The sequence below is a fragment of the Streptomyces violens genome, from assembly GCF_000717745.1.
GTDB classification, from domain to species: domain Bacteria; phylum Actinomycetota; class Actinomycetes; order Streptomycetales; family Streptomycetaceae; genus Streptomyces; species Streptomyces violens.
On record NZ_JOBH01000010.1, the window covers coordinates 474,746 to 495,531 of the forward strand.

Annotated in this window: 22 protein-coding genes; 15 read left to right on the forward strand and 7 right to left on the reverse strand. The window is 70.6% G+C overall.

Going from position 1 to position 20,786, the window contains the following annotated elements; translation table 11 throughout:
- The first annotated feature begins 23 nt into the window (after nucleotides 1–23).
- The 6 genes from IF04_RS0121320 (at nucleotide 24) to IF04_RS0121345 (ending at nucleotide 4,912) form a co-directional block, all read left to right on the forward strand.
- Complete coding sequence (locus tag IF04_RS0121320) at nucleotides 24–275, forward strand: hypothetical protein (protein ID WP_030260059.1); 252 nt, start codon at nucleotides 24–26, stop codon at nucleotides 273–275.
- 32 nt (nucleotides 276–307) lie between these two features.
- The gene (locus IF04_RS0121325; RefSeq protein WP_030260061.1) at nucleotides 308–496 is read left to right on the forward strand and encodes a hypothetical protein; all 189 of its coding nucleotides are present in this window, start codon (nucleotides 308–310) and stop codon (nucleotides 494–496) included.
- Nucleotides 497–505: 9 nt separating this feature from the next.
- Nucleotides 506–889 carry a hypothetical protein gene (locus IF04_RS0121330; protein WP_051831416.1) on the forward strand — a complete coding sequence of 128 codons (384 nt, stop codon included), beginning with the start codon at nucleotides 506–508 and terminating at the stop codon, nucleotides 887–889.
- Nucleotides 890–991: 102 nt separating this feature from the next.
- Nucleotides 992–2,791, forward strand: a complete 1,800-nt coding sequence (locus tag IF04_RS0121335) for a DnaB-like helicase N-terminal domain-containing protein (protein ID WP_051831417.1) — start codon at nucleotides 992–994, stop codon at nucleotides 2,789–2,791.
- Nucleotides 2,792–3,008: 217 nt separating this feature from the next.
- Nucleotides 3,009–3,329: a helix-turn-helix domain-containing protein gene (locus IF04_RS0121340; RefSeq protein ID WP_030260070.1), complete on the forward strand. Its 321-nt coding sequence runs from the start codon at nucleotides 3,009–3,011 to the stop codon at nucleotides 3,327–3,329.
- Between the two features lie 68 nt (nucleotides 3,330–3,397).
- Nucleotides 3,398–4,912, forward strand: a complete 1,515-nt coding sequence (locus tag IF04_RS0121345) for a LacI family DNA-binding transcriptional regulator (RefSeq protein ID WP_030260073.1) — start codon at nucleotides 3,398–3,400, stop codon at nucleotides 4,910–4,912.
- 67 nt (nucleotides 4,913–4,979) lie between these two features.
- Here the strand turns inward: IF04_RS0121345 and IF04_RS0121350 are convergent, their stop codons facing one another.
- Together IF04_RS0121350 and IF04_RS0121355 are read right to left on the reverse strand one after the other, a co-directional pair.
- A complete protein-coding gene (locus tag IF04_RS0121350) occupies nucleotides 4,980–5,813 on the reverse strand; it encodes a Pr6Pr family membrane protein (protein ID WP_063829504.1) in 834 nt (277 codons plus the stop codon).
- A gap of 130 nt (nucleotides 5,814–5,943) precedes the next feature.
- Complete coding sequence (locus IF04_RS0121355; protein ID WP_030260081.1) at nucleotides 5,944–6,870, reverse strand: metallophosphoesterase; 927 nt, start codon at nucleotides 6,868–6,870, stop codon at nucleotides 5,944–5,946.
- Between the two features lie 143 nt (nucleotides 6,871–7,013).
- Here IF04_RS0121355 and IF04_RS0121360 point away from each other — a divergent pair, with 143 nt between their 5' ends.
- Entirely contained in the window at nucleotides 7,014–7,478 is a 465-nt protein-coding gene (locus tag IF04_RS0121360; RefSeq protein WP_030260085.1) for a GatB/YqeY domain-containing protein, read from the forward strand.
- Between the two features lie 86 nt (nucleotides 7,479–7,564).
- Here the strand turns inward: IF04_RS0121360 and IF04_RS0121365 are convergent, their stop codons facing one another.
- Nucleotides 7,565–9,787: a transglycosylase domain-containing protein gene (locus IF04_RS0121365; protein ID WP_030260088.1), complete on the reverse strand. Its 2,223-nt coding sequence runs from the start codon at nucleotides 9,785–9,787 to the stop codon at nucleotides 7,565–7,567.
- A gap of 392 nt (nucleotides 9,788–10,179) precedes the next feature.
- On the opposite strand from IF04_RS0121365, the gene IF04_RS0121370 reads away from it, so the two are divergent.
- Nucleotides 10,180–10,521, forward strand: a complete 342-nt coding sequence (locus IF04_RS0121370; RefSeq protein WP_030260093.1) for a WhiB family transcriptional regulator — start codon at nucleotides 10,180–10,182, stop codon at nucleotides 10,519–10,521.
- Between the two features lie 364 nt (nucleotides 10,522–10,885).
- Here the strand turns inward: IF04_RS0121370 and bagB are convergent, their stop codons facing one another.
- Nucleotides 10,886–12,271 carry an ATPase BagB gene (gene bagB / locus IF04_RS0121375; protein ID WP_030260097.1) on the reverse strand — a complete coding sequence of 462 codons (1,386 nt, stop codon included), beginning with the start codon at nucleotides 12,269–12,271 and terminating at the stop codon, nucleotides 10,886–10,888.
- Nucleotides 12,268–13,245: an ATPase BagA gene (gene bagA / locus IF04_RS0121380; protein WP_030260100.1), complete on the reverse strand. Its 978-nt coding sequence runs from the start codon at nucleotides 13,243–13,245 to the stop codon at nucleotides 12,268–12,270. Before bagA ends, bagB begins: the two co-directional genes overlap by 4 nt.
- Before the next feature lie 161 nt (nucleotides 13,246–13,406).
- Between bagA and sp36 the strand changes: the two genes are divergently transcribed.
- From sp36 to IF04_RS0121400, 4 genes are all read left to right on the forward strand, one after another.
- On the forward strand, nucleotides 13,407–13,568 hold the full coding sequence (sp36, locus tag IF04_RS38375) for a Sp36 family protein (RefSeq protein ID WP_003975360.1): 162 nt from the start codon (nucleotides 13,407–13,409) through the stop codon (nucleotides 13,566–13,568).
- Nucleotides 13,565–14,029, forward strand: coding sequence for a RidA family protein (locus IF04_RS0121390; protein WP_030260103.1), 465 nt, complete (start codon nucleotides 13,565–13,567; stop codon nucleotides 14,027–14,029). Before sp36 ends, IF04_RS0121390 begins: the two co-directional genes overlap by 4 nt.
- 346 nt (nucleotides 14,030–14,375) lie before the next feature.
- Complete coding sequence (locus IF04_RS0121395; RefSeq protein ID WP_030260108.1) at nucleotides 14,376–15,293, forward strand: NUDIX hydrolase; 918 nt, start codon at nucleotides 14,376–14,378, stop codon at nucleotides 15,291–15,293.
- A complete protein-coding gene (locus tag IF04_RS0121400; protein WP_030260112.1) occupies nucleotides 15,290–16,120 on the forward strand; it encodes an MBL fold metallo-hydrolase in 831 nt (276 codons plus the stop codon). The genes IF04_RS0121395 and IF04_RS0121400 overlap by 4 nt, the downstream gene beginning before the upstream one ends.
- Before the next feature lie 76 nt (nucleotides 16,121–16,196).
- Here the strand turns inward: IF04_RS0121400 and IF04_RS0121405 are convergent, their stop codons facing one another.
- Entirely contained in the window at nucleotides 16,197–16,871 is a 675-nt protein-coding gene (locus IF04_RS0121405) for a Crp/Fnr family transcriptional regulator (protein ID WP_030260115.1), read from the reverse strand.
- A 356-nt stretch (nucleotides 16,872–17,227) separates the two neighbouring features.
- Between IF04_RS0121405 and nth the strand changes: the two genes are divergently transcribed.
- The 3 genes from nth (at nucleotide 17,228) to IF04_RS0121420 (ending at nucleotide 20,408) form a co-directional block, all read left to right on the forward strand.
- A complete protein-coding gene (gene nth / locus IF04_RS0121410; protein WP_078600567.1) occupies nucleotides 17,228–18,319 on the forward strand; it encodes an endonuclease III in 1,092 nt (363 codons plus the stop codon).
- 126 nt (nucleotides 18,320–18,445) lie between these two features.
- Nucleotides 18,446–19,195, forward strand: coding sequence for an NUDIX hydrolase (locus tag IF04_RS0121415; protein ID WP_051831418.1), 750 nt, complete (start codon nucleotides 18,446–18,448; stop codon nucleotides 19,193–19,195).
- A 13-nt stretch (nucleotides 19,196–19,208) separates the two neighbouring features.
- Nucleotides 19,209–20,408 (forward strand): MarP family serine protease, encoded by a 1,200-nt coding sequence (locus IF04_RS0121420; protein ID WP_030260120.1) that lies wholly within the window; start codon nucleotides 19,209–19,211, stop codon nucleotides 20,406–20,408.
- 153 nt (nucleotides 20,409–20,561) lie between these two features.
- Here IF04_RS0121420 and IF04_RS0121425 read toward each other — a convergent pair whose 3' ends face one another.
- Complete coding sequence (locus IF04_RS0121425) at nucleotides 20,562–20,759, reverse strand: hypothetical protein (RefSeq protein WP_030260123.1); 198 nt, start codon at nucleotides 20,757–20,759, stop codon at nucleotides 20,562–20,564.
- Nucleotides 20,760–20,786: the final 27 nt, after the last annotated feature.

Genomic DNA, 20,786 nt, shown 5'->3' on the forward strand with positions numbered 1-20,786 from the left:
GAAAACGCCAGAGAGGACCTGCAATGACCCTCACGTCTGCTGCTATCACGCTCTTCACCGGCTACACGCTGTGTTACGCCGCGCTCTGCGCGGTCAGCCCGTTCGGCAACTGCCGCAAGTGCCGCGGCTTCGGCTTCCAGCTCATCAAGGACCGGAAGGGCCGCCTGCGGCCGGGCAAGCTCTGCCGCCGCTGCCACGGCGACCGCAAGCGCATACGGGTCGGCCGCCACCTCTTCAACATCGCGGCCCGTATCCACCGCACCGGCACCCGCTGACCTTCACCTCTCATCCCACAGAGGAGGCCCTCGTGGCTGTCACCGTCTCCCTCGTCGCCCTGTTCGGTCTCGTCCTGATCTTCCTGCTCCGCTCCAAGACCCTCGGCTACGGCTCCGCCTTCATCGCCGTGATGTTCGGCTTCTACCTCGCCTCCACCGGCATCGCCCACCAGGTCAACCAGCTCACCGCCGCAGTCGTCGACGCCGTCCACAACCTGTAGGGACCGCCTGTGCACGAAGCCACCACGTCCATCGATGCGTACACCGACGCCCCGCATCTCCTCGCCGAAATGACCTGGGTCACCGACCAGGTGGCCACTCACGCTTCCGGTACGCGGCTGAGCCGGGAGTTCTGGCTCCGTAAGGCCGCGCTGCTGGACCGGCTCGCCATTCGCGAGGCCGAGGAGGAGGGCATCCCCGAAGCCATGGCGGAGGCCGACACCCTCGCCGCCAGGGCGGCTCACCGGCTCGCTCAGTACGACCGGGAACGCGGCGGCGGACCGTTCGCCACGAGCAACGGCCCGATCCCGCCCGACTCCCCGCTGTGGGACCCGAGCTACCGGCCGTACGTACGCCAGGAGTACGCGGCCTGGCGGCGGATGACCGCGGCCTAGCTCTTCCTCTTCATGCGCCGAGGCGGCGGCACTCCCGTGCAAGGACACGCCGCCGCCCCGGCTCTCCCTGCCCGTCCGAAGACAGAACAGGAGACACCCATCATGTCACCTGAGGCCGCACCGGCACCGTACGACAATGTGCGGTCTCTCCACGGCGACCTCGCCCCCCTGGTCGGCTCCAAGCCGCCCCAGGACCTCGAAGCCGAACAGTCCGCGCTGGGCGCCATGCTGCTTTCCGCCCAGGCCATCGCCGACGTCATCGAAACGATGGACCCCGGCGACTACTACCGGCCCGCGCACGAGACGATCCACCGCGCGATCTGTGACCTGTACGACCGTGGGCAGTCAGCCGACCCGATCACCGTTGCCGACCACCTCGGCAAGCGCGGAGACCTGGTCAAGGTCGGCGGAGCGTCCTACCTCCACACCCTCGTCCAGGCCGTGCCGACCGCGGCCAACGCCGAGTACTACGCGGAGATCGTGCGGGAGAAGGCCGAACGCCGTCGCCTGATCGAAGCCGGTACGCGTCTCGTCCAGGCGGCTTCCGCCCCGGACACCGACGCCGCGGAGCTCCGCGCCACGGTGCTGCGGCAGATCACCGAGCTGACCGCCCGCCCCACCGAACCGTCCGACGACGATGCGGCATCGAGCGGCCCGCCCAATCCGCTGTACGACCGACGGCCGGGCCTCCACCGCCCCCACCGGCCGGGCCCCACCCCACACCCGGACGTCTTCTGCGGCTGGGTGGGCGATACGGTCCGCGAGCTGGACCCCACCACCGAGGCGGACCCCATCGCGGTACTGGCCAACCTCCTCTCCGCAGCCGGCGCGGTCATCGGCCGCCGCCCGCACCTGATGATCGGCAACGACCGCCACCCCACCCTGATCTGGGCCCTGACCATTGGCCCCACGTCCTCGGGCCGCAAGGGCTCAGCGACCTCCACCGCCCGGCGGGTGCTCGCCGAGGCACTGCCGGACTTCTTCGGCCCCGAACACACCCCACGCGGCCTGAACTCCGGAGAAGGACTGATCGAGTACGTCAAGGACGACGACAGCGAAGACGCCTCGCACGCCAGCATCGACAAGCGGTTGTGGGTGTTGGAGTCGGAGTACGCCGTCACCATGAGCCGCGGCCGCCGAGAGGGCAGCTCTCTTCCCGGCGTGCTGCGCCAAGCTTGGGACGGTGACTCGCTCGGCTCGATGGTCCGCGACTCGCTCAAGGCCACGGACCCGCATATCGCGATCCTGGGGCACATCACGCCGGAGGAGTTCCGGGCCAAGATGCAGGACTCGGAAATGGCCGGCGGCACGTACAACCGATTCCTGCCGATGTTCTGCCACCGGAATCTCATCCTGCCGGGTTCCCGCGGCGCCAGTCCGGAACTGGTAGCCAACCTCGCGTCCGGATGGCGCACAGTCCTGGCCGACGCCGCCCGCGTCGACGAGGTCAAGTTCGGCCCGGAGGCATGGGAGTTGTACTGCGAACAGGTCTACCCGGCCCTCAGCGATGACTCCGCCGGCGGCGTCATCGCCCAGTTCACCGCCCGCGCTGCCCCATACGTCCAGCGGGTCGCCATGGTCTACGCCCTGTGCGACCACACCGACACCATCTCCGAAGCCCACATGCGAGCCGCCTGGCAACTGCTCAACTACGCCCGCGCCTCGGCCGTTCACCTCCTCGGCGACACCACCGGCGACCCGAAGGTGAACAAGCTCGCCGAGGCGGTCCGCGCTGCTGGCCCCGACGGCCTCACCGCTGACCGCATCCGCCGCCTGTTCAAGAACACCACGCGAGCCGAGCGGGACCGCCTCGCCGCCGAGCTGCTCGACCTGCCCGGCTACAGCCGCCACCAGAAGCCCACAGGCGGCCGCCCCACCACGGTCCTGACCTACGCGGGCTGAGCGCGGAAAGGCCGAGAAGGCCGGTAAGCCTGCTGACCTGCAGGGACGGCGGATCGGTAAGGGAGGCGCTTACCGGGCGACAAGCCGGCCGCTCTGAGGGCCCGGACTTATCGCACCGCTTCCCGCCCTCCTTACTGCCCGAGCGAAAGGCCAGGTCAAGGGGCTTACAGCCCTTACCGCCCTTATCGCTCCGTCTAGGAACTCACGAAGAGGTGACATGGCAGAGCACCAGAAGAATCACGACCTTCCCCGCCTCTACCCGGCCGCCGATGTGGCCGAAGCCCTCGACTGCTCGGAGTGGTGGGTGAAGGAGCAGGCGCGGCGACGTCGCATCCCGTTCATCAAGAGCGGTAGCGGCTATCGCTTCACGAAAGACCACGTGCAGGAGATCCTCCACATTCTTGAGGAACGTCCGGAGCAGACGAGCGAGCCGGACAGGCATCACTCTGCCAAGCGTCGGCAGGCAGGGACCGCGTCCACAGCACCGGTTGTCCAGCTCCGTGCGCGCCGCCCACGAAGAGCGCAGAACGCGGCCTGACGGACGAGAACACCGCGGCGGGTGAAGCCCTCCTGGCTTCACCCGCCGCCTTTTTGACGAGGGGGAGTATGGGATTCGCGGAGAACCGCGGTACGTACTGGCGCGGCCGGTACAAGGTCTCCACCGGCAAGTACGGCACGGTGGCCGACGGCAGCGGAGAGGTAATCCGCTTCCGCACCAAGCGCGAAGCGAAACGCGCGGCTGATTCAGAAGAGGCGAAGGTCCGAACCGGCAGTTGGAGAGACCCTGCAGCCGGTTTGATCACCTTCGGGGACTACGCGTCGCGGTGGTACGCGGCCCAGGACCTCGCTGCTTCAACCATGCAGAACTACCGCCGACACCTTGAGGAACATCTGCTTCCCGAGTTCGAGGAACGCCCGCTCGCCTCGATCCAGCGCACCGACGTCGAGGCCTGGGAGAAGCGGGAGAAAGCCCTCTACGCACCGTCCAGCGTGAAGACGTGGCGCGGCACGCTGCACCTGGTGCTGGAAGACGCCGTCGACGAGGGGCTCATCAGCGCCAACCCGGCCACTAAGCGCAGGGGCCGAGGCAAGCGTGCCGGCCGCTCACGCGACCGAGGCCCGGAGAAGGTGATTACCGACCCGCTCGGCATCCTGCTCGTTGCCGAGCGAGCCTCGCTCCTCTCCGGCCGCGACGACGAGTTCGTGGCCTGCGTCACGAAGGGGTACACCGGTGTGCGCTGGGGCGAACTCGTAGGGTTGGAGACACAGTTCCTGCGACCGCGGGCCCTGCGGGTCGAGTGGCAGCTCTACGAGCTGGATACGGGGGAGTTCGAGCACTGCCCTCCGAAGGACGACAGCTACCGCACAATCGACGCACCACCCTGGCTCGTCAGCCTGCTGTCCAGGCATGTGACGCGTACGAAGCCCACGCCTTGCCCCTGCCACAGAAGGACTTACGTCTTCCGCGGGCAAGGCATCTCTCGGACCGGGGAGTCCGGCGCGAAGGTCGCTGATGTGGCAAGGCGTGCCGGGGTCTCCACCGGCACTGCGTCCAATGTCCTCAACCGGCCCGACGTCGTAGCGGAAGCGACGAGGGAGCGCGTGCAGGAAGCCATCACCGCACTCGGCTTCAGGCGGGGTGGAGGAGCCATGGACCAGGCGGCCCACTGGCGCAGAAACGGCTTCGCCACATGGTTGTTCACGCCGGCCGCCTCCGGCTGGTACCCGAAGAAGGCGCCGCAGGAGGCGCGTCCTGTGCCGCTGCTCGGCGATCCGTGGCCGGGGGTGCCAGCGCGGGGGAGAGGCGCCCAAGGGCGTGCTGATGCGTGCTGGCTGCCGATCGCCAAGGGGCTGACTCCTCATGGGCTTCGGCACACCCACAAGACGCTCATGGAGGAGCTGCGTACACCCACGAAGCTCATGGACGAGCGCATGGGGCACATAGACGGGTCGGTTCAGGCTCGGTACAGCCACATCACGCGGCAGATGCGGGAGGAGCTGACGGCCGGGCTCACCGCGATGTGGGAGGCGGCGCTCGATGCGCGGCTGGCGATGTGTCCTACGTCACCCGTGGCCGTGCTGAACGATCTGCTGCGGCAGCGCCTGACGGGGCGTCGGTAGCGGGCCGCTGGGAGACGGATTCCAAGATCTTCTCCCAGATTTCTCCCAACAGGGCCCTGGAAACCACTCAGCCCTGGTCTTCCTTACCGGAAGACCAGGGCTGACCTGGTGTTTCTTCAGTCGGGGTGGCGGGATTTGAATACTTTAGCGGACCGATCCCCGTACGCGAAATCCGGTATCCAGGGCGCGGGGGAGCGGGCCTGACCTGGTCGATTGCGAGGAGGGGCGCGGCGAGGAGGGAGAGGGCCAGGAGGGCGAGGAGGGCGTGGAACAGGGCGGCCGGGTAGCCGTGGGTGGCGGTGTTCAGGAGGGGCCAGGGGTAGCGGCCGGGGGTGCCCGGGGCGAGCAGGGCGCCGCGGAGGAGGGCGACGAGGAGGTAGAGGACCGGGTAGGCGAGCCACTGCCAGGTGTGGCGGAGGCGGTACTGGCGCGGGACGGTCAGGAGGAGCCAGTCCAGTACGGCGCCGAGCGGGGTGACCGTGTGCAGGAGCTGGTCGGCGACCTTGCCGGTCACGGGGGAGCTGCCGGTGCCGGGTGCGAGGTGCGTGTGGTGGAGCGCGGCGGCCGCGAGTACGTAGAGGAGGAGGGCGCCGGTGATCCGGGGGGAGACGGGGCGGCGGCCGCTTCCGATGCGGTACGCCGACCACAGGGTGCAGAGCGCGAAGGCGGCGCCGGCCTGGACGGAGAAGTCGCTGAGTGCGCGCGGCAGGTCGGCGGAGAGGCTGATTTTCAGAGCGACGCCGGTGGCCGCGGCCGCGGCGAGCAGGACGCGGAGGACGGCGGCGAGCGGGCGGCGGGCGTGCGGCGCGACCGCGGAGGACGGGGTGAGCGCCGAGGCGCCGGCCGGGCCGGTCGCGTAATGCGAGGAACGGGTGGGGTCGGACCGGGTCGGGTCGATCATCCCTCCACGCTAGACGGGTTATGGGGGGATTGGGGACGGTACGGGGAGCCTGGAGTGGGACGAAGAGGCTTCCCGCACCGGGGGCCGGGGCCCGGGCCCAACCCGGGGCCCGGGTCCCTGCCCCAGTCCCTCAGCCCCGTTCCACCAGCGTCAGCAGCGTCGCCTCCGGCGGGCAGGCGAAGCGCACAGGGGTGTAGCGGTTGGTGCCGCAGCCCGCGGAGACGTGCAGGTAGGAGGTGTGCTCGCCCGCGGAGTGGGTGGAGAGACCCTTGACGCGGCCCGTGTCCAGGTCGCAGTTGGTGACCAGGGCGCCGTAGAAGGGGATGCACAGCTGGCCGCCGTGGGTGTGCCCGGCGAGGATCAGCGGGTAGCCGTCCGCGGTGAAGGAGTCCAGGGAGCGGAGGTACGGAGCGTGCACGACGGCGAGGGAGAGGTCGGCGCCCTCCTCGGGGCCGCCGGCCACCTCGGCGTACCGGTCGCGCTTGATGTGCGGGTCGTCCAGGCCGGTCAGCGCGATCTCGATGCCCTCGAGCTTGAGGCGGCCGCGGGTGTTGGACAGGCCGACCCAGCCCGCCGCGTCGAACGCGTCCCGCAGCTCTTCCCACGGGTTGTGGACGACGCCGACGGCGGGCGGATTGCCGTTCAGTCCGTGTCGGCCCTGGACCTTTTCGATCAGGTAGCGGGCGGGGTTGCGCAGCTTCGGTCCGTAGTAGTCGTTCGAGCCGAAGACGTACGTACCGGGAAACTCCATCAGCGGGCCCAGCGCGTCCAGTACCTCCGGTACCCCTTCGGGGTCGGAGAGGTTGTCGCCGGTGTTGACGACGAAGTCGGGGCGGAGGCCGGCCAGGGACTGCAGCCAGCGCTGCTTCTTGCGCTGACCGCTGACCATGTGGATGTCGGACACCTGCAGGACCCGCAACGGCCGCATACCGCGCGGGAGTACGGGGATCGTCACCCGCCGCAGCCGGAAGGAGCGGGCCTCGATGCCGGCGGCGTAGGCGAGGCCGGCCGCGCCGACCGCCGTGAGGGACAGGGGTACTCCGTATCGCGCGCGCATGGCCCCATCGTGGCAGAGAGCGGGCTACGGGAGCACCACCGGGCGGGATGATCTTGCTTTCGTACGGGTTACGAGCGCTCCCCGATGGGCGCTCCGCCCGATAACTCCGCGCGGTACCCCTCGCGCCCTGGCAAACTTGGGTCATGACCACGCTCAAGACGAAGCTGCAGGACGACCTCACCGCAGCGATCAGGGCGCGCGACGAACTGCGCTCCGCCACCCTCCGCCTCACGCTGACCGCGATCCAGAAGGAGGAGGTCGCGGGGACCGAAGCCCGCGAGCTGTCGGACGGCGAGGTCGAGAAGATCATCGCGCGCGAGGCGAAGAAGCGCCGCGAGGCCGCCGAGGCGTTCGAGAAGGGCGGCCGCGCCGAGCAGGCCGCGCGCGAGCAGGCCGAGGGCGAGGTGCTCGCCGACTACCTCCCCAAGCAGCTCACGAACGACGAGCTGGAGCAGCTGGTCGCCGAGGCGGTGGCGGAGGCCAAGGGCAGCGGCGCCGAGGGGCCGAAGGCCATGGGTGCCGTCATGAAGATCGTGAACCCGAAGGTCGCGGGCCGCGCCGAGGGCGGCCGGGTGGCCGCAACGGTGAAGAAGCTGCTCGCGGGCTGAGCGCCGCGTGGCGGGCCGACCGCGCACTGACGTGAAAAGGGGCGCCCCCCGAGGGGGCGCCCCTTTCTTCGCGCCTCACGCGCATCTCACCTGTCGTGCCCGCGCCCGTGCCCGCCGCCCGGCCAGGACCAGCCGCCGTCACCGCCGCCGTTGCCCCCGCCCCCGATGACATCGGGCAGGTCGGGGAGGTCGATGCCGCCCCCGCCGGGCTTGTCGTCCGTACGGGCCGGCGGCTTGGCCCGGTCCTTCTTCTTGCTCTTGGGGTCGCGGATCGGCACCGTGTGGAAGCCCGGCGCGGGCTTGCCGGCGAGCGCCCCGGCCATCGCGTCGCGCCAGATCGGCCCCGGCACCTGGCCGCCGAAGACCTTGTCGTACGGACGGCCGCCGATGTTGATGTCCACCATCCGCCGCTTGTGCTCGGGGTCGCCGACCCAGACCGCGCCCGCCATGTTCGGGGTGTAGCCCACGAACCAGGCGGCGTAACGGCCGTCCGTCGTACCGGTCTTGCCCGCGCTGGGCCGGCTGCTGAGGCCGGCCTCCTTGCCGGTGCCGTCCTCGACGACGCCCTGCAGAAGCGTGTTTATGGTGTCGGCCGTCTTCTCCGACATGGCCCGGTGGCAGCTGGTCTGCGGCACCTTCATCGCCTTGCCGTCGGGGCCGGTGATCGACTCGATGGCGACCGGCGTGCAGTACTCGCCGCGGTTGGCGAACGCCGCGTACCCCGCCGCCATGGTCAGCGGCGACATCTCCTGCGTGCCCAGGGTGATCGACGGGACCTGGTCGATGTCCTTGCCGTCGGCCCGCTTGATGCCCATCTTGTCGGCCATCTTCGTGACCGGGCAGATGCCGACGTCGCTGATCAGCGACACGAAGTAGGTGTTGACCGACTTCGCGGTCGCCTCCTTCATGCCGTACGGGCCCTTCTCGCTGCGGTTCTCGTTCTCCACCGGCGCGCTGCCGTTCCACATGCCCTTGCAGGTGGAGACCGGGCTCGGGTACTGCATGCGGTACGGGGAGGGGTACACCTTGTTCGGGCTGACGCCCTGTTCCAGTGCGGCCGCCGCGATCACGGGCTTGAAGGTCGAGCCCGGCTGGTAGCCGGCGCCGCCGCCCATGTCGCCGTCCACGGACAGGTTCATCTGGGTCTGGTTGCCCTTGAAGCCGTACGGCCGCGACTGACCCATGCCGCGGATCTTGCCGGTGCCCGGCTCGACCAGCGTTGCCGCGGTGGCGACCGGGTCGGAGTCGTACACGTGATTGCTGACCGACTTCTGTACGGCCTTTTGGGCCTGCGGGTCCAGCGTCGTACGGATCGTCATGCCGCCGCGCTGCCAGCGGGCCAGTCGCGCCTTGGGAGTCTTGCCGAAGACCGGGTCGTTCAGGAACGCCTCGCGGACGTAGTCGCAGAAGAAGCCGGCGCCGTCGACGGCGGTGATGCAGCCGTTGCGCGGGGTGCTGACGTGCAGCTCGATCGGCTTCTTCGCGGCGGCGTCGGCCTGTGCCTGGGTGATGTCGTGGACGTCGGCCATCCGCTGCAGCACGGTGTTGCGCCGCTTGGTCGCCTCCTCCGGGTCGTTGACCGGGTCGTACCGGCTCGGCGACTGGACGATGCCGGCCAGCAGTGCCGACTCCTGGAGGTTCAGGTCCTTGGCGGGCTTGCTGAAGTACCGCTGGGCCGCGGCCTCCACGCCGTACGCCTGCTGCCCGAAGAAGGTGATGTTCAGGTAGTTCTGCAGGATCTTCTTCTTGCCCAGCTCCTTCTCGACCTGAATCGCGTACTTCAGCTCCCTGACCTTGCGGCCGATGGTCTGCTGAGTGGCCTCCGCGACCTTGTCCCGGTCGTTGCCCGCCTCCTCGACGAAGACGTTCTTCACGTACTGCTGCGTCAGCGTCGAGGCGCCCTGGGAAACCCCGCCGGACTGCGCGTTCTTGTTGACCGCGCGCAGGATGCCCTTCATGTCGACCGCGCCGTGCTGATAGAAGCGCGAGTCCTCGATGGCGACGATCGCCTTCCGCATGTACGGGGAGATGTCCTTGAGGTCCACCACCGTGCGGTTGCGGAAGTAGACTTTGGCGATCTCGCCGCCGTTCGCGTCCAGGATCTTCGTCTGCTGGCTGAGCGGCGGTGTCTTCATATTGGACGGGATGTCGTCGAACCCCTCGACCGTCCCCTTGGCGGCGAGACCCAGCGCGCCGGCGGCGGGAAGGGCCAGGCCGGCCAGCACGGCACCGGCCAGGACACTCACGCCGAGGAACTTCGCGGCCTGCTGGGTCGCGGTGAGTCCGCCACCGTCGCGCTTCTTACCCATGAGGGCACCCTACGTTCTCAATCACCGGACAGGGGCGCATCTGTTCGCTTACTCTGTTCACGCCTGTCACTCGAACGTGGTTCCGCACCAGCACATCCCCTTTTTCTGCCGCGGGACCGGTGACCGGATTGCCCGCTTGTGTCGCCCGCGCTCGTCCGTGACCTGTGGGAAACACCCTGAACTGTCCTGGCCTGCCAGAAAAGCGACGTATGCCCTGCGCTCACTCCGTTGGGTGATCTGCCGCATACGCATAGTCCGTTCGGACCATTCAAGATTGGGCCCGAAGGGGGTGTTGCGCCCTGCCTGCCTTCCGTAACGTCCTCAACTGGCAACGGTGAATATGCCGCTTGCCGCCGTGGGGGAGCCTCGATTCGGGAGAGGACGGCGCCAGCATGAGCTGGGTAACCGACTGGAGTGCACAGGCAGCCTGCCGCACGACCGATCCGGATGAGCTGTTCGTTCAAGGGGCAGCGCAGAACCGCGCCAAGGCGGTCTGCACCGGATGCCCCGTGCGGACCGAATGCCTCGCCGACGCGCTGGACAACCGCGTCGAATTCGGCGTGTGGGGCGGGATGACGGAGCGCGAGCGGAGGGCCTTGTTGCGCCGCCGCCCGACCGTCACCTCGTGGCGCCGGCTGCTGGAGACGGCACGTACGGAATACGAGCGCAGCGCGGGGATTCTCGTGGACTGCGAAGACGAGGAGTACGACAACAACTTCGCCGCGGTCGGCTGAGCCGGCCCGTGGTCCCCGGCCCGTCGGCCGGGACATGAACACCCGGCGCAGATCCGGTCGGGTCAGGTGGGCGCCGACTGCGGCATGGCCGTCGGCGCTTGAGTCGGCCTGTTGAGCCGACGCGCGCGGTTGCCGTGATCACCAACGCGGTGAGCCCACCAGTGGGGTGGGTGAGTCCACCAACGCGGTGAGGAGTGTCGCCGCGGCGGCGGAATCGGCCGCCGGTGTGCACCGGCGCACGGAGGTCGGCGCGTGATGCGCGGACCCGATGAGTGCGCTGACTGCGCGGTCTTGCTGCGTCTGCGTGTCTGCTGGCCCGTGCTGCAGGCCGCTTTGGCCTTTCTGCAGGCCGTCTTGGCCTGTGTCAGCCTGCTTCGTTCGTGGTGCCCGCGTCGTTGGTGTCGGTGCCGGACGCGAGGCGGTTGCCGATCTCGCGCAGTCCCGCGACGTCATGGACGTCACCGGGCAGAGCGGTGATCTCGGCCACCGGTACTTCAGGGTGCAGCGCGGTGAAGCGGTCGCGGGTGCGCCGCTCGCGCGCGAGCACCTGCATGCGTTCGGCATGCAGGGTCAGCAGACCGGCGGCGAGTCGCGCCGACCGGTCCTCGGGGGACTGCTTCGATTCGGGAGTTGCGGGAGAATCTTGCTCGTGCAGCGCCGGCGCAGCGGGGGAGGGAGCGTCGGCGGTACGTGATCCAGCCTTCCCGCCCTCGAGATCCACAATTCCGCCCTCGCCAAGATTTTCGGGGCCGCCTCCGTCCGCCGGTGCGGAGTTCCCCGCTCCGGTCATGTCGGTCAGCGCCTCGACGGCCGCCAGCGCCCGTTCCGCGCTCAACTGGTCGGCTCCGCTGCCGTGTACGCGGTTCAGTACGAGGCCGGCCAGCGGCATCTGCTCGGCGGCCAGCCGCTCCACGAAGTACGCCGCCTCGCGCAGCGCGTCCCGCTCCGGTGCGGCCACGACCAGGAAGGCGGTCCCGGGGGCCTGCAGCAGCCGGTACGTGGCGTCCGCGCGGGTACGGAAGCCGCCGAACATGGTGTCCATCGCGGCCACGAACGTCTGGACGTCCTTGAGCAGCTGGCCGCCCATCAGCTTGCTGAGCGTGCCGGTCATCATCGACATGCCGACATTCAGGAACTTCATCCCGGCTCGGCCGCCGACCTTCGCGGGCGCCATCAGGACCCGGATGAACTTGCCGTCCAGGAAGGACCCCAGCCGCTTGGGCGCGTCCAGGAAGTCCAGCGCGGACCGGCTCGGCGGGGTGTCGACGATGATCAGGTCCCACTCGTCGCGGGAGCGCAGCTGGCCCAGCTTCTCCATGGCCATGTACTCCTGCGTACCGGCGAACCCGGCCGACAGGGACTGGTAGAAGGGGTTCTCCAGGATCGCCCTGGCCCGCTCCTTGTCTGCGTGCGTCTCGACGATCTCGTCGAACGTACGCTTCATGTCCAGCATCATCGCGTACAGCTCGCCCCGGCCTCCGGGGCCGCTCACGCCCTTGACCTGACGCGGGACGTTGTCCAGCTCGGAGATGCCCATCGACTGCGCGAGCCGGCGGGCCGGGTCGATGGTGAGGACGACGGCCCGTCGGCCGCGCTCCGCCGCGCGGACGCCCAGGGCGGCCGCCGTGGTGGTCTTCCCGACACCGCCCGAACCGCAGCAGACGACGATGCGGGTCTGCGGGTCGTCGAGCAGCGCGTCCACGTCCAGATGCGGAGCCGAAGCGTCCAAGGTCGTGTACTCCGATGTCATATCGGTCCCTGTTTCCGCAGTTCGCGGGCCAGCCGGTAGAGCCCGGCCAGGTCCACGCCCTCGGCCAGCAGCTCCAGTTCGTACGTCGGCAGCCCGAGCCCGGTGATCTCGGTGTGTTCCGCACGCTCCAGAGCGACCCGCTCGGCGTGCTCGCGGGCCTGCTCCAGCAGCGGATCGATGAGCCGCTCGGCGCGGCCGCCACGGCGTGCGCCGCCCAGTCCGGCGCTGGAGAGGGCCGCCGCGATGCCCGCACGGGCGCCGTTCGCGGCCAGGTCCACCTCGTCGGGGGCGAGCACCGTGGGCCGGACCATGTTGATGACCACGCCGCCCACCGGCAGCCCGGCGGCGCGCAGTTCGGCGACGCCGTCCACGGTCTCCTGGACCGGCATCTCCTCCAGCAGCGTCACCAGATGGACGGCCGTCTCGGGTGACTTCAGTACGCGCATGACGGCCTGCGCCTGGTTGTGGATCGGGCCGATCTTCGCTAGCCCGGCCACCTCGTCGTTGACGTTCAGGAAGCGCGTGATGCGGCCCGTGGGCGGCGCGTCCATGACGACCGCGTCGTACACGAAGCGCCCGCTCTTGTCCTTGCGGCGGACCGCCTCGCACGCCTTGCCGGTCAGCAGGACGTCCCGCAGCCCCGGGGCGATGGTCGTGGCGAAGTCGATCGCGCCGAGCTTCTTCAGGGCGCGCCCGGCTCCGCCGAGTTTGTAGAACATCTGGAGGTAGTCCAGCAGCGCGCGCTCGGCATCGATGGCCAGCGCGTGCACCTCCCCGCCTCCAGGAGATACAGCGATCTTGCGCTCCTCATAAGGCAGCGCCTCGGTCTCGAATACTTGGGCAATGCCCTGCCGGCCCTCGACCTCGACCAGGAGGGTGCGTTGCCCCTCGGTGGCCAGGGCGAGCGCGAGGGCAGCGGCGACCGTGGTCTTGCCGGTACCGCCCTTGCCGCTGACGACATGGAGCCTGCTCACGCCAAGGAGCCTAACCAGTCCGCCCGGCTGCTACGCACGAGACGCCGGGCCTGTCGCGTATGCCACGGTCCGGCGCGCGCCTTCGGGTGCGCGGCAGACGCGTACCGGGGCGCCGCGGACGCGCGTCTTCGGGCGCCGTGTACAGGCATTACGCTCGCCCCATGACGAAGTGGGAATACGCGACCGTGCCGCTGCTGGTGCACGCGACGAAGCAGATTCTGGACACCTGGGGCGAGGACGGCTGGGAGCTGGTCCAGGTCGTGCCGGGCCCGAACAACCCCGAGCAGCTGGTGGCCTACCTGAAGCGGGAGAAGCAGGCGTGAGCGCGGTCGAGGAGAAGATCGCTGCCCTCGGGCTGAAGCTCCCCGAGGTCGTGCCTCCGCTGGCCGCGTACCAGCCGGCCGTGCGCTCCGGCGCGTACGTCTTCACCGCGGGCCAGCTGCCGATGGTGGACGGCGCGCTGCCGGCCACCGGCAAGGTCGGCGCCGAGGTCAGCCCCGAGCAGGCCAAGGAGCTGGCCGGCGTCTGCGCGCTGAACGCGCTGGCGGCCGTGAAGTCCGTGACCGGCGACCTGGACAAGATCGTCCGGGTCGTGAAGGTCGTCGGCTTCGTGGCGTCCGCGCCGGACTTCACGGGCCAGCCCGGCGTCCTCAACGGCGCGAGCGAGCTGCTCGGCGAGATCCTCGGCGACAAGGGCGTCCACGCCCGCTCCGCGGTGGGCGTGGCCGTGCTGCCGGTCGACGCACCGGTCGAGGTCGAGATCCAGGTCGAGATCGCGGACTGAGCGGTTTCCCGGCCGAGATCGCGAACTGGCCGGTTCCCCGGCTGAGACGTTTCCTCCGCCCCGCCGTCGCGCCGTACGTTACGTACGGCGCGACGGCGGGGCGGACGCGTCAGGGCAGCCTGAGTCGGCCCCGGTGTGAACGGCCCACCACGAACGGGCCCCGGCCTGCACGGCCCCATCCGCTTCACCCCCTACCCCGCCGGGTATGGGATGAGTGGGGACCCACGCCCGCGCCTCGTATGCGCGCCGCCCGCTCCCCAAACCCCACGCGAAGCCCCCACCCGCGCGAACCCCAGCCCCGCGGTGCCCTCTCGAACATCCGCGCGTGAACGCATAGCATCCGGCCATGTCGACGACGACCAATGGCCAGTGGTATCCGCCCGAATGGCCGGACCGGATCAGGGCGCTCGCCAGTGGTGAGCTGACGCCGGTCACGCCCCGCCGTGCGGCGACCGTCATGCTCCTGCGCGATTCCGGCCACGGGCCGACCGTCCACATGCTGCGCTGGCGCGCCTCCATGGCCTTCGCGGGCGGCGCGTACGCGTATCCGGGCGGCGCCGTCGACCCCCGTGACGAGCGGCCGGTCGCCTGGGCCGGGCCCTCGCGTGCCGAGTGGGCGGCCCGGCTGGGCGTCGAGGAAGCCGTGGCACAGGCGGTGGTCTGCGCGGCTGTCCGCGAGACCTTCGAAGAGGCCGGGGTACTGCTCGCAGGGCCGTCCGCCGGCACCGTCGTCGCCGACACCACGGGGGACGACTGGGAGGCCGACCGGGCCGCGCTGGTCGACCGTGAGCTGTCCTTCGCCGACTTCCTGGACCGCCGCGGCCTGGTGCTGCGCAGCGACCTGCTGGGGGCCTGGGCGCGGTGGATCACCCCGGAGTTCGAGCCGCGGCGCTACGACACGTGGTTCTTCGTCGCCGCACTCCCGGAAGGGCAGCGCACCCGTAACGCGTCCACGGAGGCGGACCGTACGGTGTGGACCCGGCCCGCCGAGGCGGCGGCCGGCTACGACCGCGGCGAGCTGCTGATGATGCCGCCGACGATCGCCACGCTGCGCACCCTGGAGCCGTACGACAGCGCCTCCGAGGCGCTCGCCGCCTCCGTACGGCAGGACCTCGCTCCCGTACTGGCGCGCGCGGAGCTCACGGAGGGGCGGATCGTGCTGAGCTGGCCGGGCCACGAAGAATTCACCAAACACATCCCCCCGGGAGCGGCGCCCGGCAATAGTGGCGCCGCGCCCGGCTCCTCCGAAGGGCCCGCCGCATGAGCGACGCAGCAGCACTCCCCGGCCAGCCGCGCGGCGGCGTGCTCTCGGGGGCCGCGACCGCCCGCGCGTACTGCGTACTGGCGCCGAACCCGTCCGCGATGACCCTGGACGGCACCAACACCTGGATCGTCGCCGAGCCGGACTCCGACCTCGCCGTGGTCATCGACCCCGGGCCGCTGGACGACAGCCACCTGAAGGCGGTCGTGGAGACCGCCGAACGGGCCGGCAAGCGCGTCGCGCTCACCCTGCTCACCCACGGGCACCCCGACCACGCCGAGGGCGCCGCCCGCTTCGCCGAGCTGACCCGTACGCCGGTACGGGCCCTGGACCCCGCGCTGCGCCTCGGGGACGAGGGCCTGGCCGCCGGGGACGTGATCACGACCGGCGGCCTGGAGCTGCGCGTCGTGCCCACCCCGGGGCACACGGCCGACTCCCTCTCGTTCCACCTGCCGGCCGACGCCGCCGTGCTGACCGGGGACACGATCCTGGGGCGCGGTACGACGGTGGTGGCGCACCCGGACGGCCGCCTCGGCGACTACCTGGACTCGCTGCGGCTGCTGCGCTCGCTGACGGTCGACGACGGGGTGACCACGGTCCTGCCGGGCCACGGGCCGGTGCTGAACGACGCGCAGGGCGCCGTGGAGTACTACCTCGCGCACCGGGCCAAGCGGCTGGCCCAGGTGGAGACGGCGGTCGAGGCGGGCCACCGTACGGCCGCGGACGTCGTCGCCCACGTGTACGCGGACGTCGACCGCTCCCTGTGGCCCGCGGCCGAGCTGTCCGTACGGGCGCAGCTGGACTACCTGGGGGAGCACGGGCTGGTCTGAGGGCGGAGCGCCGCCCATGCGAAAGGGCCCCGCACGGATGCGGGGCCCTTCACGTGTGCGCGCTGACGCGCAGCGGTCAGCGCGACCGCTTGGCGAGGCGTTCGACGTCCAGGAGGATCACCGCGCGGGCCTCCAGGCGCAGCCAGCCGCGGCCGGCGAAGTCCGCGAGCGCCTTGTTGACCGTCTCGCGGGAGGCGCCGACCAGCTGGGCCAGCTCCTCCTGGGTCAGGTCGTGCACGACGTGGATGCCTTCCTCGGACTGCACACCAAAGCGGCGCGACAGGTCCAGGAGGGCCCGCGCCACACGGCCCGGAACGTCGGAGAAGACCAGGTCGGACATCTGGTCGTTGGTCTTGCGCAGCCGGCGGGCGACGGCGCGCAGCAGGGCCGTGGCCACCTCGGGGCGCGCGTTCAGCCAGGGCTGAAGGTCGCCGTGGCCCAGGCCGAGCAGCTTCACCTCGGTGAGCGCGGTACCCGTGGCCGTGCGCGGGCCCGGGTCGAAAAGGGACAGCTCACCGATGAGCTCACCGGGGCCGAGGACGGCGAGCATGTTCTCGCGGCCGTCGGGGGAAGTGCGGTGCAGCTTCACCTTGCCGTCGGTGACCACGTACAGGCGGTCGCCCGGGTCCCCTTCGTGGAACAGGGCGTCACCACGGGCAAGCGTGACCTCGGTCATCGAGGCACGCAGCTCGGCAGCCTGCTCGTCATCGAGCGCCGCGAAGAGCGGTGCGCGCCGCAGAACGTCGTCCACGAGTTCTCTCCTTGTCGACATGCTCCGGGTGACGTAGGTCCCCATCATGCCGGAATGCAAAACAGTGCGATCAATCACAAGGATGCCGGACAGGTGTCCGCCGTCATAAGGCAGGGGGCCGATTGGGGACGCGATTCCTGGTGATCGGGCCGGATGTCAGTGGGTGGCCTTAGTCTGGCCGAGTGTCCAATACGCCGGTGAGAGCACAGGACAAGGGGGCCGGACGAGTGACCGCAGACCGCGATTCTGCTGTGGGCGAACAGGCGAGCGCGAATGCCGCGAAGCCCCCGAAACGGGACTCCGAGTTGTCCGGGCCCGCTACCGCCAAAAGGGCGCCGACGGGGAAAAACGCCGGGGTGAGGGAGCCGGCCGAGGCCGCCGCGCAGGCTTCGGCGGACCCTGCCCCGGGCGACGGTCCGTCCCGCACGAAACCGGCCACCACGAGCGCGCGGACAGCGGCCGCGAAGAAGGCCACCGCGGCCCGGAAGAAGACCACCGCGAAGAAGGCCACCGAGGCCGCGAAGAAGACGGCAGCGAAGAAGGCCACCGAGGCCCCGAAGAAGACGGCAGCGAAGAAGACCGCCACGGCAGCCAAGAAGACGCCCGCCAAGAAGACAGCAGCGAAGAAGGCCCCCGCGAAGACCGCGGCCAAGGCCCCCGCCAAGGCTCCTGCCGCCCGTAAGTCCGAGTCCCGCGTAGCCATGGTCCGCCGCGCCCGCCGGATGAACCGGGAGCTCGCCGAGGTGTATCCGTACGCCCACCCCGAGCTGGACTTCCGTAACTCCTTCGAGCTGCTGGTCGCCACGGTCCTGTCGGCCCAGACCACCGACCTGCGGGTCAACCAGACCACTCCGGCCCTCTTCGCCGCGTATCCGACGCCCGAGGACATGGCCGCTGCCGACCCCGAGGCGCTGGAGGAGCTGATCCGTCCGACCGGCTTCTTCCGGGCGAAGGCGAGGTCGCTGCTCGGCCTGTCGGTCGCGCTGCGCGACCGGTTCGACGGCGAGGTGCCGGGCCGGCTGGAGGACCTGGTGACCCTGCCCGGCGTCGGCCGCAAGACCGCCAACGTCGTGCTCGGCAACGCCTTCGGCGTCCCGGGGCTCACGGTCGACACGCACTTCGGGCGGCTGGTCCGCCGCTTCGGCTGGACCGCCCAGGAGGACCCGGAGAAGGTCGAGGCGGAGATCGCCGAGATCTTCCCCAAGAGCGAGTGGACGATGCTCTCGCACCGCCTGATCTTCCACGGCCGCCGCGTCTGCCACTCCCGCAAGCCCGCCTGCGGCGCCTGCCCCATCGCGCCGCTGTGCCCGTCGTACGGCGAGGGTGAGACGGACCCGGAGAAGGCGAAGAAGCTGCTCAAGTACGAGATGGGCGGCAAGCCGGGGCAGCGGCTGCGGCCCCCGGCCGGCTATCCGGGCGAGCCCGCGCCTCCCCTGGGGGCCGGATGACGCACGGGTGACGCCAGGACGGCCCCGGGGCCGGTATGTCGTGACCACCGCCCGGTACGTCGGTGACCATCGCAATGAGGGCCTGAGGGGGCGCGTATGACGAGAGCACAGGAGACGGCGCAGGGGATGTGCGGCCAGGACACGTACGGGCGGCAGACGGACGGACAGGGGGCGTACGGAGCGCAGGCGGCCGGCACGGGGGCGGCCGCCTGGGACGTCCGCGTCACCACCGACGGCCTGCCGGAGTGGCTGCGCCCGGTGGCCGACGCGGCGGCGACGGTCCGGCCGCAGCAGCTGAGCCGCTTTCTGCCGCCCGAGACCGGCGGCCGGCAGTCCGCGGTGCTGATCCTCTTCGGGGAGGGCGTCCGCGGCCCGGAGCTGCTCCTCATGGAGCGTGCCGGGACGCTGCGCTCGCACGCGGGCCAGCCGTCCTTCCCCGGCGGCTCGCTGGACCCGGAGGACGGCGATCCGGAGGGTGACGGTCCGCTGCGGGCCGCGCTGCGCGAGGCGTGGGAGGAGACCGGCCTGGACCCGTCCGGTGTGCAGCTCTTCGGAGTGCTGCCCCGGCTCTACATCCCGGTCAGCGGCTTCGTGGTGACGCCGGTGCTCGGCTGGTGGCGCGAGCCCAGCCCGGTCGGCGTGGTCGACCAGGCGGAGACGGCCCGGGTGTTCACGGTGCCCGTGGCCGATCTCACGGACCCCGCGCACCGCGTGACGACCCGCCATCCGAGTGGCCACGTCGGCCCGGCTTTCACCGTCGAAGGGGCTCTGGTCTGGGGTTTCACCGCCGGTCTCATCGACCGCATCCTGCATTACGCGGGGTGGGAAGTGCCCTGGGACCGGGACAAGCAGGTCCCGCTCGACTGGCGCTCGTGAGACGGTGGCGGGCGTGAACGTCCTGGACATCCTGCTGTTGGTCGCCGCCGTGTGGTTCGCGGTCGTCGGTTATCGCCAAGGTTTCGTCGTCGGCATCCTGTCCGTGATCGGCTTCCTCGGCGGCGGCCTGATCGCGGTCCTCCTGCTGCCCGTGATCTGGAACGAAGTGACCGAGGACGCCACACCGGGCTCCTTCGCCGCCATCGCGGCGGTCGCCATCGTGATCGTGTGCGCCTCCGTGGGACAGGCGCTCACCACCCACCTGGGCAACAAGCTCCGGCGGTACATCACCTGGTCACCGGCGCGCGCCCTGGACGCGACGGGCGGCGCGCTGGTGAACGTCGTGGCGATGCTGCTGGTGGCCTGGCTCATCGGGTCGGCCCTGGCGGGCACGTCCCTGCCGACGCTGGGCAAGGAGGTACGGAACTCCAAGGTGCTGCTCGGTGTGTCCCGGGTGATCCCGGCGCAGGCCGACACCTGGTTCGCCGACTTCTCCTCGGTACTGGCGCAGAACGGCTTCCCGCAGGTCTTCACGCCGTTCTCGAACGAGCCGATCCAGGAGGTGCGGCCGCCCGATCCGGCGCTGGCGGGCAGCCCGGTGGCGGCCCGCGCGAAGCAGTCCATCGTGAAGGTCGTCGGCACGGCCACCAGCTGCGCCAAGGTCCTCGAAGGCAGCGGCTTCGTCTTCGCGCCGCACCGCGTCATGACCAACGCGCACGTCGTCGGCGGCGTGTCCGACCCGACCGTACAGATCGGCGGCCGGGGCCGGGTCTACGACGCGAAGGTCGTGCTGTACGACTGGCGGCGGGACATCGCCGTACTGGACGTACCCGACCTGCAGGCGCGCCCGCTCCGCTTCACCGACCAGGACGCGCGCAGCGGCAACAGCGCCATCGTCGCCGGCTTCCCGGAGAACGGCGGCTACGACGTCCGCTCGGCCCGCGTCCGCGGCCGTATCCAGGCCAACGGCCCGGACATCTACCACCACGGCACGGTCGCGCGCGATGTGTACTCCCTCTACGCCACGGTCCGGCAGGGCAACTCCGGCGGCCCGCTGCTCACCCCTGAAGGCGAGGTCTACGGCGTGGTGTTCGCCAAGTCCCTCGACGACGACAGCACGGGTTACGCCCTGACGGCCGACGAGGTCCGCACCGATATCGAGCGGGGCCGTACGGCCCAGCGACCTGTCGACAGCCAGGGCTGCGCGATGTGAGAGATGTGGGAAGGGGCCCCGGGGCGGCTGCGAAGGCTCCCCGGGGTCTCCGGGTGCCCAGGCATGGCGCGGAGCGTCCGCCGCTCTGTGAGCCCGTCCTGCGGGCTTCCGGCGGCGCGGCCGCTTCAGGCGGCGAGGCCCGGGAAGCGGGGGTCAGCTCCGCGGATGGCGGAGCCGCGCGGTCATCCAGCGCGCACGGCGGCGCAGGATGCGCGGAATGCCGAGTGGGTCGGCGAGCGCATGGGGTCCGCCCGCCCGGAGGTCCGGGGCGCTCCTCTCCTTGGTGCCCAGCGCAGCGGCATTGCTGCGGCGGTTGCGTGCCACGTCACGGTAGTCGTGCGTCCAGCCCATACCCTCGACTCTGCCCGTGCCCCGCGG